14 protein-coding genes are annotated in these 14,374 nt (G+C 65.9%); 9 read left to right on the top strand and 5 right to left on the bottom strand.

The features are described from left to right. Positions 1-36: 36 nt before the first annotated feature. Positions 37-2,886: an FAD-binding and (Fe-S)-binding domain-containing protein gene (locus OYT95_RS37285; protein ID WP_268790468.1), complete on the bottom strand. Its 2,850-nt coding sequence runs from the start codon at positions 2,884-2,886 to the stop codon at positions 37-39. Between the two features lie 51 nt (positions 2,887-2,937). On the opposite strand from OYT95_RS37285, the gene OYT95_RS37280 reads away from it, so the two are divergent. Further along, positions 2,938-3,666, top strand: coding sequence for a GntR family transcriptional regulator (locus OYT95_RS37280; RefSeq protein ID WP_268790467.1), 729 nt, complete (start codon positions 2,938-2,940; stop codon positions 3,664-3,666). An 8-nt stretch (positions 3,667-3,674) separates the two neighbouring features. Here the strand turns inward: OYT95_RS37280 and OYT95_RS37275 are convergent, their stop codons facing one another. Further along, positions 3,675-5,399 carry a PucR family transcriptional regulator gene (locus OYT95_RS37275; protein ID WP_268790466.1) on the bottom strand — a complete coding sequence of 575 codons (1,725 nt, stop codon included), beginning with the start codon at positions 5,397-5,399 and terminating at the stop codon, positions 3,675-3,677. 156 nt (positions 5,400-5,555) lie between these two features. Between OYT95_RS37275 and pruA the strand changes: the two genes are divergently transcribed. From pruA to OYT95_RS37250, 5 genes are all read left to right on the top strand, one after another. Then, positions 5,556-7,193, top strand: a complete 1,638-nt coding sequence (gene pruA / locus OYT95_RS37270; protein ID WP_268790465.1) for an L-glutamate gamma-semialdehyde dehydrogenase — start codon at positions 5,556-5,558, stop codon at positions 7,191-7,193. After that, the gene (locus tag OYT95_RS37265; protein WP_268790464.1) at positions 7,193-8,158 is read left to right on the top strand and encodes a proline dehydrogenase family protein; all 966 of its coding nucleotides are present in this window, start codon (positions 7,193-7,195) and stop codon (positions 8,156-8,158) included. The genes pruA and OYT95_RS37265 overlap by 1 nt, the downstream gene beginning before the upstream one ends. 291 nt (positions 8,159-8,449) lie before the next feature. Then, complete coding sequence (locus tag OYT95_RS37260; protein ID WP_268790463.1) at positions 8,450-8,719, top strand: DUF7218 family protein; 270 nt, start codon at positions 8,450-8,452, stop codon at positions 8,717-8,719. A gap of 78 nt (positions 8,720-8,797) precedes the next feature. After that, the gene (locus tag OYT95_RS37255; protein ID WP_112298844.1) at positions 8,798-9,211 is read left to right on the top strand and encodes a VOC family protein; all 414 of its coding nucleotides are present in this window, start codon (positions 8,798-8,800) and stop codon (positions 9,209-9,211) included. A gap of 127 nt (positions 9,212-9,338) precedes the next feature. Then, positions 9,339-9,926 carry a TIGR03086 family metal-binding protein gene (locus OYT95_RS37250; protein WP_037239144.1) on the top strand — a complete coding sequence of 196 codons (588 nt, stop codon included), beginning with the start codon at positions 9,339-9,341 and terminating at the stop codon, positions 9,924-9,926. Positions 9,927-10,299: 373 nt separating this feature from the next. Here the strand turns inward: OYT95_RS37250 and OYT95_RS37245 are convergent, their stop codons facing one another. Beyond that, a complete protein-coding gene (locus tag OYT95_RS37245) occupies positions 10,300-10,815 on the bottom strand; it encodes an NADPH-dependent FMN reductase (RefSeq protein WP_268790462.1) in 516 nt (171 codons plus the stop codon). A gap of 375 nt (positions 10,816-11,190) precedes the next feature. Between OYT95_RS37245 and OYT95_RS37240 the strand changes: the two genes are divergently transcribed. Both OYT95_RS37240 and OYT95_RS37235 read left to right on the top strand, forming a co-directional pair. Then, positions 11,191-12,666 (top strand): MFS transporter, encoded by a 1,476-nt coding sequence (locus OYT95_RS37240; RefSeq protein ID WP_128638460.1) that lies wholly within the window; start codon positions 11,191-11,193, stop codon positions 12,664-12,666. A gap of 8 nt (positions 12,667-12,674) precedes the next feature. Beyond that, on the top strand, positions 12,675-13,307 hold the full coding sequence (locus OYT95_RS37235) for a TetR/AcrR family transcriptional regulator (protein WP_442972536.1): 633 nt from the start codon (positions 12,675-12,677) through the stop codon (positions 13,305-13,307). A gap of 135 nt (positions 13,308-13,442) precedes the next feature. Here the strand turns inward: OYT95_RS37235 and OYT95_RS37230 are convergent, their stop codons facing one another. Beyond that, positions 13,443-13,565, bottom strand: coding sequence for a hypothetical protein (locus OYT95_RS37230; RefSeq protein WP_268790460.1), 123 nt, complete (start codon positions 13,563-13,565; stop codon positions 13,443-13,445). Then, entirely contained in the window at positions 13,562-13,774 is a 213-nt protein-coding gene (locus OYT95_RS37225; protein WP_268790459.1) for a hypothetical protein, read from the bottom strand. Before OYT95_RS37225 ends, OYT95_RS37230 begins: the two co-directional genes overlap by 4 nt. Before the next feature lie 154 nt (positions 13,775-13,928). Between OYT95_RS37225 and OYT95_RS37220 the strand changes: the two genes are divergently transcribed. Then, positions 13,929-14,372 carry a DoxX family protein gene (locus tag OYT95_RS37220; RefSeq protein WP_037239065.1) on the top strand — a complete coding sequence of 148 codons (444 nt, stop codon included), beginning with the start codon at positions 13,929-13,931 and terminating at the stop codon, positions 14,370-14,372. Positions 14,373-14,374 lie beyond the last annotated feature (2 nt).

Here is a 14,374-nt window from a genome sequence, read left to right as displayed (position 1 = left end):
CCTCTCGAAGTTCGTCGTCGGAGGGACCACCGAGCGTCAGTCCTGTCTTCGCGCAGCATCGGCGTCGAGCTGCGCGGCGAGCAATTGCGCCAAGTGGTCACCGCGGCGATCGGTCAGATCCGACAACTGGGTCCGGCAGGAGTAACCGTCGGCCAGGATCGTGGTGTCCGCATCCGCCCCGGCCACGGCGGGCAGGAGCTGCTGCTCGGCGACCGCCACCGACACCTCGTAATGCCCCTTCTCCACCCCGAAGTTGCCGGCCAACCCGCAGCATCCGCCCAGCCGCTGAACCTGTGCACCGGCCCTCTCCAGAAGCTGCGCGTCCGGACTCCACCCCATCACCGAATGATGGTGGCAGTGCGGCTGTGCGACAACGGACTTGCCTTCGAGAGACGGCGGTTCCCACCCTCGGTCCGTCAACAGTTCCGCGAGGGTGCGGGTTGCGTCGGCGACCGGTTCGGCCGCCGACCTACCGAGCAGTTCCGCGGCGTCCGAGCGCAGCACACCCGTGCAGGACGGCTCCATTCCGACGATCGGAATTCCGGCCGCGGCGCTACCGGCCAGTGCGTCCACGGTGCGGCCGAGGATCTTCTTCGCCGCGGTGAGCTGCCCGGTGGAGATCCAGGTGAGCCCGCAGCACTGCTGCTTGTCGGTCAATTGCGGCCGGTAGCCGGCGGCCTCGAGAACCCGCACCGTGGCGTGTCCGACCTCGGGGGTGAAGTAGTTGGTGAACGAGTCCACGAACAGCAGCACCGGGTCGCCGGTGGTGGCGCGGTCGTGCTCCGTGGTCTTGAACCAGGACCGGAACGTCTGCTTCGCGAACGGTGGGATGGTGCGGCGCTTGTCCACCCCAGCCGACGACAACGCCAGCGGTCCGATGCCGGGAACCCGCATCGCGGCGTTGACCAGACCGGGTGCGTGGCCGGCGATCTTCGCCCAGCGCGGAAGCCATCCCAGCGAGTAGTGCGAGGCGGGGCGGATGCGGCCCTTGTAGCTCTGGTGCAGCACTTCGGATTTGAACGCGGCCATGTCGACACCGGTCGGGCAGTCCGAGGAGCAGCCCTTGCAGGACAGACACAGGTCGAGGGCGTCGTGCACCTCGGGCGAGCGCCAGCCACCGTCGATGTCGGTGCCGTTGATCATCTCCTGGAGCACGCGCGCACGGCCGCGGGTGGAGTCCTTCTCCTCGCGGGTCGCCTGATACGACGGGCACATCACTCCCCCGGTGGCGGTGTTGTCGGCCCGGCATTTTCCGACGCCGGTGCAGCGGTGCACCGCCTGGGTGAAATCTCCGTCGTCGTGGTGGTAGGCCAGGGCCAGGTTGCGGCGCAGGAGTGGGGCTGCGGGAATGCGCAGGTCCGCGTCGACCGGGCGCGGGTCGACCACAACACCGGGGTTGAGGATGTTGTCCGGGTCGAAGACGTGCTTGACGGCAGCAAAGAGGTTCATCGCGTCCGGTGAGTACATCAGCGGCAGGAGTTCGCTGCGGGCGCGGCCGTCCCCGTGCTCACCGGACAGGGATCCGCCGTAGCCGGCAACGAGTGTGCTGGCCGCGATCAGGAAGTCCCGGAAGATGCCGTCGCCGCCGGGCTTGTCGAGCTGCCAATCTATGCGCACGTGCATACAGCCGTCACCGAAGTGCCCGTACGGCAGTCCGGTGACATCGAATTCGTCCATCAGGGCGTCGAAGTCGCGTAGGTAGTTGCCCAGCATGGCCGGTGGCACGGCCGCGTCCTCCCATCCCGCGTGTGCGGGAAGGCCGGCAGGACTGCGGCCGGCGAGTCCGGCACCATCGGCGCGGATCCGCCACAGCTGGGCGGTGCGGCCCTCGTCGGTGACCACGAGGCTGTCCACGGCTCCGCAGTCGCGTCCGACCTGCCGGGCCCTGGCGATGGTCTCGTCGAGGTCGTCGCCGACGACCTCGACGAACAACCAGGCCGCCCCCGCGGGCAACGGCGGAACCGCATCCGGGCCGCGGCGCTCACGCACCACCTCGACGATCCGGGAATCGATACCCTCGCAGGCGGTCGGATCGAACTTCAGCACCAGCGGGGTCGCGTCACCCGCCGACGCGATGTCGGCGTACCCCAGCACGACCAGGACGCGGTGGGCGGGCTCGGACACCAAGCGGACTGTCGCGCGGGTTGCCACCGCGAGGGTGCCCTCCGTGCCGACCAGCATGCGAGTCACATCGAACCGATTCTCCGGCAGCAGGTGTTCGAGGGCGTATCCGGACACCTGACGGCCGAATTGTCCGAGCTCGGTGCGGATGGTCGCCAAACCGGCGCGGGTGACCTGCTGTAGTGCACTCAGCGCCGGGGAGGCTGTCACCTCACCGGCCGAACCCAGTTGCAACGACTCCCCCGTTCCGGTCAGAACGTGCAAGCCCTTCACATTGTCCGAGGTCCGGCCGTATCCGAGCGTGCGTGAGCCGCAGGCATTGTTTCCGATCATGCCGCCGATGGTGCACCGGGTGAACGTCGATGGGTCGGGCCCGAATCGGAGGCCGTACGGTGCGACAGCCTGCTGCAGCACCGTCTGAATCGTGCCCGGCTCGACGGTGGCGGTCTGTGCGTCGCTGTCGATCGAGAGCACCCGGTTCATGTGCCGGCTGAAGTCGATAATCAGTCCCGTCCCGACGGCGTTACCTGCAACGGACGTGCCGCCACCGCGAGAGGTCAGCGGCACGCCCTCTCGGCGGCACACCGCGAGGGCGGCAGCGACCTCGTCGGCATGGCGCGGCCGCGCAACGACCAGCGGTCGCACCCGGTACAGGGACGCATCGGACGAATAGGCAGCGCGGGTGGTGCCGTCGGAGAGAACGTCGCTCACTCCCGAACTGCGCAGCTCAGCGGCCAGTGTTTCAGCGGAGATCATTCGTAGCATGCTACAACTTCTAGCATGCTACGAACAGCCCCGTGTTGTTACAGTGGTCGGGTGGCAGACGAAGCGCTCGAACTCGAACCGCTCACCCCGTTCGCGGGACGACGGATGGAGCAGGCGATCGCGGCGGTGCGGGCGGCCATCGACGACGGCCGCATGAAACCGGGAGTGAAGTACTCGGTGTACCAACTCGCCGAGGGTCTGGGCATCTCCCGAACCCCGGTGCGGGACGCTTTACTGCGCCTGGAAGAAGTGGGAGTCATCAAGTTCGAAGCACGCCAGGGCTTCCGCATTCTCCTCCCCCAGCCGAAGGAGATCGCGGAGATCTTCGCAGTCCGGTTGGCCCTGGAACTACCCGCGGTCCGCAAGGCCGCAGCCGTCGCCGACCCCGCGCTCTCGGATGCACTGCAGCGGCAACGACGCCTGATGCAGGACGCCGCCGCCGGCGGCGACGAACACGAGTTCGCCCATCATGATCTCGGGCTTCACGACCTGATTCTCGACGCCGCCGACAACGCCCGAGCCCGCGCGATCGTCAAGACCCTTCGCGAGACCACCCGGCTACTCGGGGCCAACACCGCCGACAAGACCAGAACACTCACCGACATCGACGACGAGCATGCGCCCATCATCGATGCCATCATCACCGGGGACCCCGACGGAGCCGAAGCCGCCATGCGCGTTCATCTGGTCAACACCGGGAAACTCCTTGTCGCCCAAGCTGTTCTCAGCGACGACTCCGGCCTCTCCGTCGACGAGATCTGGTCCGCCGTCATCTCCTGACCAACGCATCAACCCTGCGGCGGCTTCTCCGGTGTCGCGCGCCGGTGCACGGCAAGTTGCAGTTCGAACAGCAGCCGGTCGGCGGCGTCCTGCAGACCGATCCCGATGATCTCTTCCACTCGGCGGATCCGGTACCGCAGCGTGTTGGGATGCACGCTCAGTACGGTGGCGGCATTACGAACGTCCCCGTGCTCGGCGAGGTAGGTCTCGGCGCTCTCGCACAGGTTGGAACCATGCTTGCGGTCGTACTCGTACAGCGCATCGACGCGCGGATCGTGCAGTTCCGGGTGTTCGCCGACGAGGTCGAGGATCTCCCCGAGCAGCACCGCGGTGCGGGATTCGGCGAGGGTGGTCACCCTCCCCTCCGGGAACGTCGCGGCAGTGCCGTCGAGGACCCTGTCGACCTCGATGCGCGCGGCGGCCACCTGCGCGAGATCGGGAACCGGAACGGCGATGGCGGCCCGCAGCACGATCGACCGCTTGGCCTCGAACTGGTCGACGAGCTGCCGCGTCCACGCGGTGACCCCTGCCGCGGACTTGTAGCGGGGAAGGAGCACGTAGGCGCGATCATCGATCACGGTGGCGACCGAATGGCGGCTGAACGAGCTCGCGTGCAGGCGGAGCATGCTGCCCATTCCGGCGAACTCGCCGGTGGCCGTCGACTTCTCCGAGCTGGTCGGCACGAAGCCCACGACAGCGGCCGCGCCGCTCATCGGCAAGTTCAGGGCGCTGGCCACGGAGGGAACGTCGACGCCCCCACCACGCGCACCGAACAACCGCTGGACCAGCAGCCCCTCGGTGGAGGGGGCGTTGAGACTTCGGGAGATGATCCGGGCTGCGATTGCCGAAGCGCCGCGCAACACGTCCACCGCATCGGGGTTGAACGGTGCGTCGCCCTGTTGCACCCAGATCGAACCGAGAAGCCGGGGTGCGGTCGAGGTGTCCTCGGTGGACTGGCGGATGCTGACCACCAGGCGTCGCTTGGTGGCGAGTTCCTCGTGCGCGGGCACGTCGATGACCTCGTCGCTTTCACGGAGCCGGTCGAATACTCCCCACTTCTGCAGTGTCCGCAGGTAGTCGCGCGGGCCCTCGCGGCCGAGGATCGACAAGGCTCGCAGTTCGTCTGCCGCTTCGTCGGACGCAGAGTATGCGAGCACCTTCGACTGGGCGTCCTCGATCGAGACCATCCCTCCGGCATTCTGGGCGACGATCTGCGCGAGGCCGAACAGGTCGGTGTCCGTGGCGAGCAGATCCGAGTCTGCCGGCGCGCCACGCCCGCGGCGAGAGCGGTCGAGCATGCGCTGGACCAGCGGGAACACGTGATCCCATCGGGCCTTCGGATGCACCGCCACGAGGGCGACGCCGGCGCGGCGCGCCGCCGCTTGCACTGCGCGCGACTCGTGCGCCGTCTTCGACATCACCGCTTGCGGCCGGTGCTCGCGCGCACGACCGGAGACGTCGTCGAACCAGCGCACGGCGTCGGCGTCGGCAACCCCCACATGGAGATACAAATCCTGCATCGGAGATTGCGATTCGGTTTCGACCGTCAGGTCGGAGCTGTCGACGAGCGCCACCGATGCGATGAGGACGTCATCGCCCGCGGGAGCGTCGATCAGTTCGACGACTGCGGTGTCGAGAGCACGGAGAAGCTCACGCAGCGTGATGGTTTCGGCAGAGGTAACGGGCGCCGCGGCTGCCGCGGCTGGGTTTCGATTTCCGGGAGTCACCGACATCGCTCCGTCCGAAAGGGGAGAACAGGTTTAGCCAACAGTACAACCATCAGAACTATTTCTTGTTCTCCTGGCTCATTATCTGAGCCCTGGCCCGGTGTTGACTACGTCTAGTTCGAGCGGCGGTCCCCTCGCCGCCACACCCCCGTAGGAGGTTCCATGGACGCCGTCACCACCACGCCCCAGCCGATCAACGAGCCGGTGGGCTCCTTCGCACCGGGCAGCGCCGAGCGTGCCCGCCTGCAGGCGAAGCTGGCCGAGCTGGGTTCGAACCCCACCGAGATCCACAACGTCATCGGCGGTGCGCACCGGCGCGGCAACGGCCCCGCGATCGACGTAGTGCAACCGCACCGGCACGCCGCGGTCCTGGGCACCTTCACCAATGCCGGCGCCCAGGACATCCAGGACGCCGTCACCGCCGCCACCGCCGCCGCCCCGGGCTGGCGGGCACTGTCGTTCGAGGACCGCGCCGCGGTGTTCCTGCGCGCGGCCGACCTGCTGTCCGGACCGTGGCGTGAAACCCTCGCCGCCGCAACGATGCTCGGCCAGTCCAAGACCGCGTACCAGGCCGAGATCGACACCCCGTGCGAACTGATCGACTTCTGGCGCTTCAACGTCCAGTTCGCCCGGCAGATCCTCGCCGACCAGCCGATCTCCTCCCCCGGCGTGTGGAACAAGCTCGAATACCGCTCCCTCGAGGGCTTCGTCTACGCCATCACCCCGTTCAACTTCACCGCCATCGCCGGCAACCTGCCCACCGCACCCGCCCTGATGGGCAACACCGTGGTGTGGAAGCCGTCGCAGACCCAGGCCGTCGCCGCGTACTGGACGATGAAGCTGCTCGAGGCCGCCGGCCTGCCACCCGGCGTGATCAACCTCGTCAACGGCGCCGGCGCCGCCGTCTCCGACATCGTTCTCACCGACCCGCGCCTGGCCGGAATCCACTTCACCGGGTCCACCGCCACCTTCCAGCACCTGTGGCGCCAGGTCGGCAACAACATCTCGAACTACAACAGCTACCCGCGACTGGTCGGCGAAACCGGCGGAAAGGACTTCGTCCTCGCCCACAGCTCCGCCAACCCCGACACCCTCACCACCGCCCTGCTCCGCGGCGCGTTCGACTACCAGGGCCAGAAGTGCTCCGCGGCCTCCCGCGCGTTCGTCCCGAAGTCCGTGTGGGCGAAGATGGGCAACGACTTCATCGAGAAGGCGTCGACGCTGAAATACGGCGATGTCACCGACTTCTCGAACTTCGGTGGCGCCGTCATCGACCAGCGAGCCTTCGACCGCAACGCCGACGCCATCGCCCGCGCCAAGGCCACCCCCAGCCTCACCATCGCCGCCGGCGGCCACGTCGACGACAGCATCGGCTACTTCGTCGACCCCACCGTCCTGCTCGGTGACGACCCCACCGACGAGGCCTTCCGCACCGAATACTTCGGACCGATCCTGTCCGTCCACGTCTACGACGACTCCGCGACCGGATCGTTCGAGAAGGTCCTCGACCTGGTCGACACGGGGTCCGCCTACGCGCTGACCGGGTCGATCATCGCCGACGACCGCACCGCAATCGCCCAGGCCACCGACGACCTGCGATTCGCGGCCGGCAACTTCTACATCAACGACAAGCCCACCGGCGCCGTCGTCGGACAGCAACCCTTCGGAGGAGCCCGTGCGTCGGGCACCAACGACAAGGCCGGCTCCCCGCAGAACCTCCTGCGCTGGGCCTCCGCCCGCACCATCAAGGAAACATTCGTCCCGGCCACCGACCACCACTACCCCCACCAGGACATCTGATGGCACCCTCCGATCTGCTCCGGCCCGCCCTGCTCGCCGCCGCCCGCTCCCCTCGCATGGAACGCACGGTCAGTCGCATTCCGATGACCAAGAGCCTCGTCGACCGGTTCGTCGCCGGCGAAACCGAGAATCAAGCGGTGGCCGCCACCACCGACATCCTCGACTCCGGCCGCTACATCAGCATCGACTATCTCGGCGAGGACACCACCGATCTCGGGCAGGCTTCCGGAACCGTGTCGCATTACCTGACGCTGCTGTCCTCGCTGGCGCAACTGGCCCCGGCCACCGACAACGGCAATGGGCCGCGCAACATCGAGATATCCCTGAAGTTGTCCGCCCTCGGACAGTTCCTGCCCCGCGACGGTCACGACGTGGCACTCGAGAACGCCCACAAGATCTGCACCGCCGCCGAGGAAGCCGGCGTCTGGGTCACGGTCGACGCCGAGGACCACACCACCACCGACTCGACCCTGTCGATCGTAGGCGAGCTCCGCGAGGACTTTCCCACTCTCGGCACCGTGCTGCAGGCCTACCTCAAGCGCACCGAAGCGGACTGCCGGGACCTCTCCGGACCCGGATCGCGAATCAGGTTGTGCAAGGGTGCATACAAGGAACCGGCATCTGTTGCCTACCAAGGCAAGCCCGCGGTCGACGACGCGTACCTGCGGTGCCTGCGGATCCTGATGAACGGCCAGGGCTACCCGATGGTCGCCTCCCACGATCCGGCCATGGTCGACGCCGCACTGGCGCAGGCGAAGGCCACGGGTCGCACCACCGACGAGTTCGAGATCCAGATGCTCCACGGCATCCGGGACACCGAGCAGTTGCGTCTGGTCACGCAGCAGCAACACGTGCGGGTCTATCTGCCCTACGGTGAGCAGTGGTACGGCTATTTCATGCGTCGTCTCGCCGAGCGCCCCGCCAATCTGGCATTCTTTCTCAGGTCATTGACCTCGAAGAATTAATCAGGCACGGGACGCCGTCGCGGTGCGGCCCTGATTGACCCTCGCGCTCGAACCCTGGTTCGCCCACAGCACCGACACAATCATCTACGACGATGACGGTCCTCCCAAAAACCAACCCGGCCGTATCAGCCTTCCTCGGCCGGTCGAAATTGCTCCGCCGTCGTTTGGGTTCCCTCTGACACGGGTAGGCGAAGCAAGTGTGCACTCTGCTGAGGAATACACAAGCTCGCCGACGACGCCCTGTCACCGATGATGCAGCACCGTCGATCGTGCTGGATGGGAGGACACGAGATGGCACGCAAAGATTCGCAACCCCAACTCAAAGACCAGGAAATGTACGAAGAACTCCGCGAGAAGGGCGATTCCAAAGAGAAGGCTGCACGAATCTCCAACGCCGCGGCCAGTCGTGGTCGCGAGAACGTCGGAAAGTCGGGCGGGAAGTCACCGTCGTATGAGGACTGGACGGTTGACGAGCTCCAGAAACGTGCCAAAGGACTGGGTTTGCAGGGCTATTCGACACTGAACAAGAAGGAACTCATCGACGAGCTCCGCAATCATTAGCCGTGCAGCTGCCCATTTGCGAGCCCACACGGTCCTGCGCGGCCTCACCAATTGCACACAGGAGGACAGGAGAACATCGTGCTGCTCGATGGGGTCAACCACATTGCCTGGATCTCGAAGGATGCCGCCCGGTTGGGCCGGTTCTACGCCGATGTGTTCGACGCCGACGTCGGACCCACACGCACCCACGGCGACGACGGCAAAGAAACGATGACCATCATCCGCATCGGCCCGCACACCGAGTTGAACATCTTCGTGATCGAAGGCAACACCGAGCCTGAGCGCCAAACACCCATGTGGGGACGGGGACGCATCGACCATGTCGGCCTGCAGGCCGCCTCACGCGAAGCATTCGCCACGATTCGGCAACGACTGATCGACAAGGCTGCCAGCGACGGAACCGTCAACGACTTCGGCGCCGTCCAGAGCATCTTCTTCCGCGACCCCGACGGACTCGAAGGGGAAGTACTGATCGCCAAGTCCTCCCAGTAGTACGCCGTGGACGGTGGCCGAAGGTCGACCCCCACGCCGATGACCCAGATTCCGACCTCGATCGCTGCAGCCCGTCGTAACGTGGGATCTCCACCGATCTGCCTGACCGACGCGAGGAGTGCTGAAGATGTTCGATCTCCAACCCGCCACCGACGTGATGGCCGCTCTCGTCGAGTCCGTGCGCGACGAGCAACTCACCGCACCGACACCGTGCCCGGAGCTCACCGTCGGTGATCTCCTCGACCACATCGACGGGCTGTCACTCGCGTTCACCGCCGCTGCGACGAAGACCCCGCCGGCCGGGGGCAGCCAGCCGCCCTCCGCCGACGTCGCTCGCCTCGGCACCGACTGGCGCACCCGGCTCCCGCAGCGACTCACCGCTCTCGCCGGAGCCTGGCGTGAGGAGACGGCATGGCACGGGATGACCCAGGCGGGTGGACTCGACCTACCGGCCGACATCGCAGGCGCGGTCGCGGTGGACGAGATCGTCGTGCACGGCTGGGACCTCGCCGTCGCCACCGGCCAGAACTTCCACTGCACACCGGAACTACTCGGCGCCGCATACGGGTTCGCGAAGTCGTCGGCCGACCAGAACCCCCACGGCACACCTGGACTGTTCGGGCCGCCGGTGACCGTTCCAGACTCCGCGCCACTGCTCGAACAACTGCTCGGCCTCACCGGACGCGACCCACAATGGGTTCCCGCCGCCACATAGCCGAGGGTATCGACCCCGAACGCGGCCGCTGCTCGAACTCGGCGATGGCGCCGAGGATCTGAAAGGACACCCGGCACACGTGGCCCGAGCCTGTTCCTCGGTGCTCACTGACGGTTTCCACGTCGTCTCGATCGACATGCTTGGACACGGCGACCGGCCGCGAAACGCACAGGACCAACGCTGGGTCGCCGATTCCGCCTGACCGGGGCGGAAGGCAGTCCGTCGTTCGACCGGATCCTCGCCGGCACAGCGCATCAGTGGCCGAACGCGCCGTCCCGGAATGCCAGGCGACCGTCGACGCCTTGCTGGCCCTGCCCGGAAATCGGCGAGCGCAAGCGCAGAGCTCGACGTGAAAGATGAGCTGAGGAATGTGTCATCCCACCTGACTCCAGATCTGTGCCAACGACTGCGCGACGTGTTCGTTCCGGATCTCGCCGTTCCCGTCTACCGCGTCCCGTCCGACCGGTACGGCGATGCATGCCGACCGGAGCAGTCGCGCTCCGACGTAACCCAATACGGTTTCCAGAGTGCTCGCCGCACCGTGGCCGCGCCCCGGCGCGGCGACGTTGATCCACGCCACCGGTTTGTCAGTCATCTCGGTTCCACCGACTATCCAGTCCAACAGGTTCTTGAAGCTGCCCGGCAGTGTGCCTGCGTACTCGGGTGTACAGAACAGCACGATGCCGGCATCCCGTATGAGCTGCCTCAGGGCGAACACTTCGTCGGGAAGCGGATCGTGGTCGTCGTCGGGGTTGAGCGCAGGAAGTGTCGACAATCCGCGGTAGATGGTCGTTGTCGCCGTCGGCGGAGCCGATTCGGCGATTGACGCGAGAGCGGCAGCATTGGTCGAGGTCGCTCTGGTGCTCCCTGAGACAAGCAGAATGTTCACGAGGTCGATGTTCGCACGATCAGGAAGATGGATGAACGACTCCACGGCGGGGTTTCGATGACTCTCGCAAATGCGTTGCAGCGCAAGCCGTCGAGTCAGCGAACCACATCTCGTATTCCTGTTGTATCCGCCCCCGACGGCATCCACCTCGACGTTTTTCACGCTCTTCGTTGCAGTGCGCAATGCAACAGTGTTGTGCGAGCCGCTGGTTCCGAGCCGACCACGTCCGACGGCCCCGTCGGGTGGCGTTTCCTGCACATGATCAGACACCGCCCACCCCGGACGGCCATGACCCACTCGATACAGGCAAGCCTCCGCTTCGAATGATAGATTCCTGGCATGCGGAGTGATCGCTCCGCTTTGTTGGGAGTATTTATGAGACCCGCTTCGCTGCGGACGCACTATCAGCTGACGTTTGCCGTTCTCACTCTGGGTGTAGGCGCCTTTGCGCTTCTGCAGTCACTGGTGATGCCGGTGCTGCCCACCCTCGAGTCGGAGCTGGGCACGACACAAGCCGATGTCACGTGGGTGCTGACTGCCTACCTGCTGTCGGCGTCGATCTTCACCCCGGTCGTGGGACGCCTCGGTGACATGCACGGCAAGAAGCGCCTGTTCGTGGTTGCACTCGTCGCGCTGGCGGTCGGGTCTCTGCTCGCAGCCCTCGCGACGTCGCTGTCGGTGATGATCGCCGCCCGGGTGATCCAGGGAATCGGTGGCGGTGTGCTGCCCTTGGCGTTCGGCATCATCCGCGACGAGTTCCCCGAGGAGAAGGTGGTGGGAGCAGTCGGCATCATCGCCGCTCTCACCGCTGTCGGCGCCGGTCTCGGCATCGTCCTTGCTGGTCCTATCGTGACCGTGCTGAGTTACCACTGGCTCTTTTGGATTCCGCTGATCATGGTCGTCCTGGCCGGGCTGGCCGCGCAGATTCTGGTCCCCGAGTCTCGCGTTCGCACCGCCGGGAGGATCAACTGGCTCACCGCCCTGCTGCTGTCCGGATGGCTCGTTACGTTGTTGCTCGGCGTGAGCAGGGCGCCCGCATGGGGTTGGGATTCTCCGATCGTCATTGGGCTACTAGTGGCTGCCGCGGTCATCGTGGTCACCTGGGTGGCCGCAGAATCGCGATCCGCCAACCCGCTGATCGACATGAAGATGATGCGAATCCGAAGTGTGTGGGCCGCCAACCTGTTGGCTCTGCTGATGGGGGTCGGAATGTACGCCGCATTCGGCTTCCTTCCGCAGTTTCTGCAGACTCCGGTGTCAGCCGGATACGGCTTCGGTGCTTCGGTCACCGAGTCGGGCCTGATGCTGCTGCCCGTGAGCGTGGGAATGTTCCTGCTCGGGCTCGCCTCCGGCCGCCTGGCGGCTCGATTGGGTTCGAAAAACCTGTTGATCGCGGGGTCGATCGTCAGTGCGATCGGCTACTTCGCGGTGGCGCTTCTGCATGAGACCGAAATAGACATCTACGTCGCCATGTCATTGGTCGGGATCGGTTTCGGCCTGGCCTTCTCAGCGATGTCGAACGTTGTCGTCGCAGCGGTGCCACCGGAACAGACCGGTGTCGCGAGCGGCATGAACGCCAACATCCGCACAATCGGCGGCTCGCTGGGCGCTGCATTCATGGCCAGCATCGTCACCGCCGGGGCGTCCTCCTCGGGGGTCCCGCAGGAATCCGGCTACACGAACGGATTCATCATGCTGGGTGTGGCAGTCGGCCTCGGCGCCGTTGCTGCCCTGTTCATCCCGGCAATGAAGCGGGACAAGATCACGCAACTCGAAGAGTCGACCGAGTTGCGACACCCGGAGCTCGCGATGGTCGCGGGAGGCACGCTGGTAGGCGACGAATCCGAGTGAGGTCCAACGTGAGCAGTCAGGCAGACGGCAAGGCACTGCGTCGCGACGCCGCGGAGAATCGGCAGCGGTTACTCGACGCGGCAGCGACCGTGTTCAGTGCGCGTGGCCTGGATGTGGGTGTCGACGAGATCGCCCGGGTCGCCGGCGTCGGCATCGGCACCCTCTACCGCCGGTTCCCCACCAAGGATGCGCTGATCAGTGAGCTCGTTCGACAGGTGCTCGAAGAGTTCGTGGCCCTGGCCAATGAGGCGCTTTCCGCGCCGGATGGTGAGGGCCTGGAGCAGATGCTCTACGGCAGCGGGACTCTCCTGGCCTCGAACCGCGGGTGTTTGTCTCGCATGTGGAGCGACGACGAGACCACGATCCTGAGGGACGAGTATCGACGGATCCTGTTCGAGCTCTTGGCGCGAGCCAAGCAGCACGGCCGCATCCGCGAGGATGCCACCGACGCCGACCTGGATCTCATCTTCTGGTCCGTACGCGGCGTCATCGCGACAACACGCGGGGTTACCGACACAGGTTGGCGTCGGATCATGGCAGTGATGATCGCGGGATTGCGACCCGGCGCGGACAATCTCGACGCGATCCCGATGAGCGCCCAGCACGTCGCGCAAATCATGGACCACTTGTGGGCTCGATAGGTGAGTGGGCACCGTTGCGTTCCCGCCACCACTGCGGCGCATCGAAGAAGTGGTCCGGCCATCCTGCTCAGTGCGGACGGATACACCCCATTCGGTGGAGTTGTCGGTCATCGCATTCTCGTCATGTCGTTTCCGTCAGACGGACAGCAGGACAACGGCCACGATCAGTGCTGGTGCCGTAGCCCCGTGGATCGCGAACGCCCCCTTCCGGTCGCCACCGTTCGACAGCACGATCCACATCTCGCCCCGCGGGGTCACGGCAAGTAGAGTTGGTCGCGGGCCGCGAAGGTGAAGACGATCGTCGATTGCGCCCGCGACATCGCCGAAACGACGGTCGGGCCGCCGAAACGACTCGTCGTCTCGCCAACGAGATCGAATACAGCCCACCGGTGCTCTACAGCCACTTCCCGGACTGCAGAGACGGCATCGTCAGCGCGGTCGCGCTTCCGAGACTTCACGTACGTCATGCTTCGCCGCGGTGAGTTTTCCCGCCGCCTCTGGTCTGTACAGGTATGAGTCGACACGAAGCGTGCGGAGCGGCCACCGTGTCCGCCGTGCGCCGACGGGCAGGTGCCACAGGCCAGCGGTGTACAGCTTCATGAACAGCAAGGAGAAAGTCTCATGACATCGACACCACCCTCCACGGGAGCCTCCAACGCGACACCGGCGCCGACGGACGGAACCACGAAGAAGACCCGAGTCGCCGGACTTGTCGTCAGCGTCCTCGTGGTGCTGTTCCTCCTGTTCGACTCGCTCATCCACATCGCGAACACCCAAATGGTGCGCGAGGCGATGGCCGATCTGGGTTTTGCCGAGAATCTCAACCGTGTCATCGGGGTGGTTCTGTTGGTGTGCCTGATCCTCTACCTCGTGCCCGCTACGTCGATCCTCGGTGCCGTACTGCTGACCGGATACCTCGGTGGAGCGGTCGCCACCAACATGCTCACCGAGCAGCCGATCATCAGCACCACCCTGTTCCCGATCTACGTCGGCATCTTCGTGTGGGGCGGGCTGTACCTGCGTGACGCGCGGGTGCGATCGATCATGCCCGTCCGGCGCACCTGACG

Source organism: Rhodococcus sp. JS3073, from assembly GCF_026810085.1.
GTDB classification, from domain to species: domain Bacteria; phylum Actinomycetota; class Actinomycetes; order Mycobacteriales; family Mycobacteriaceae; genus Rhodococcus_F; species Rhodococcus_F wratislaviensis.
The sequence above is the reverse complement of the archived record's forward strand: the minus strand, read 5'-3'. Positions and strand labels throughout refer to the sequence as shown.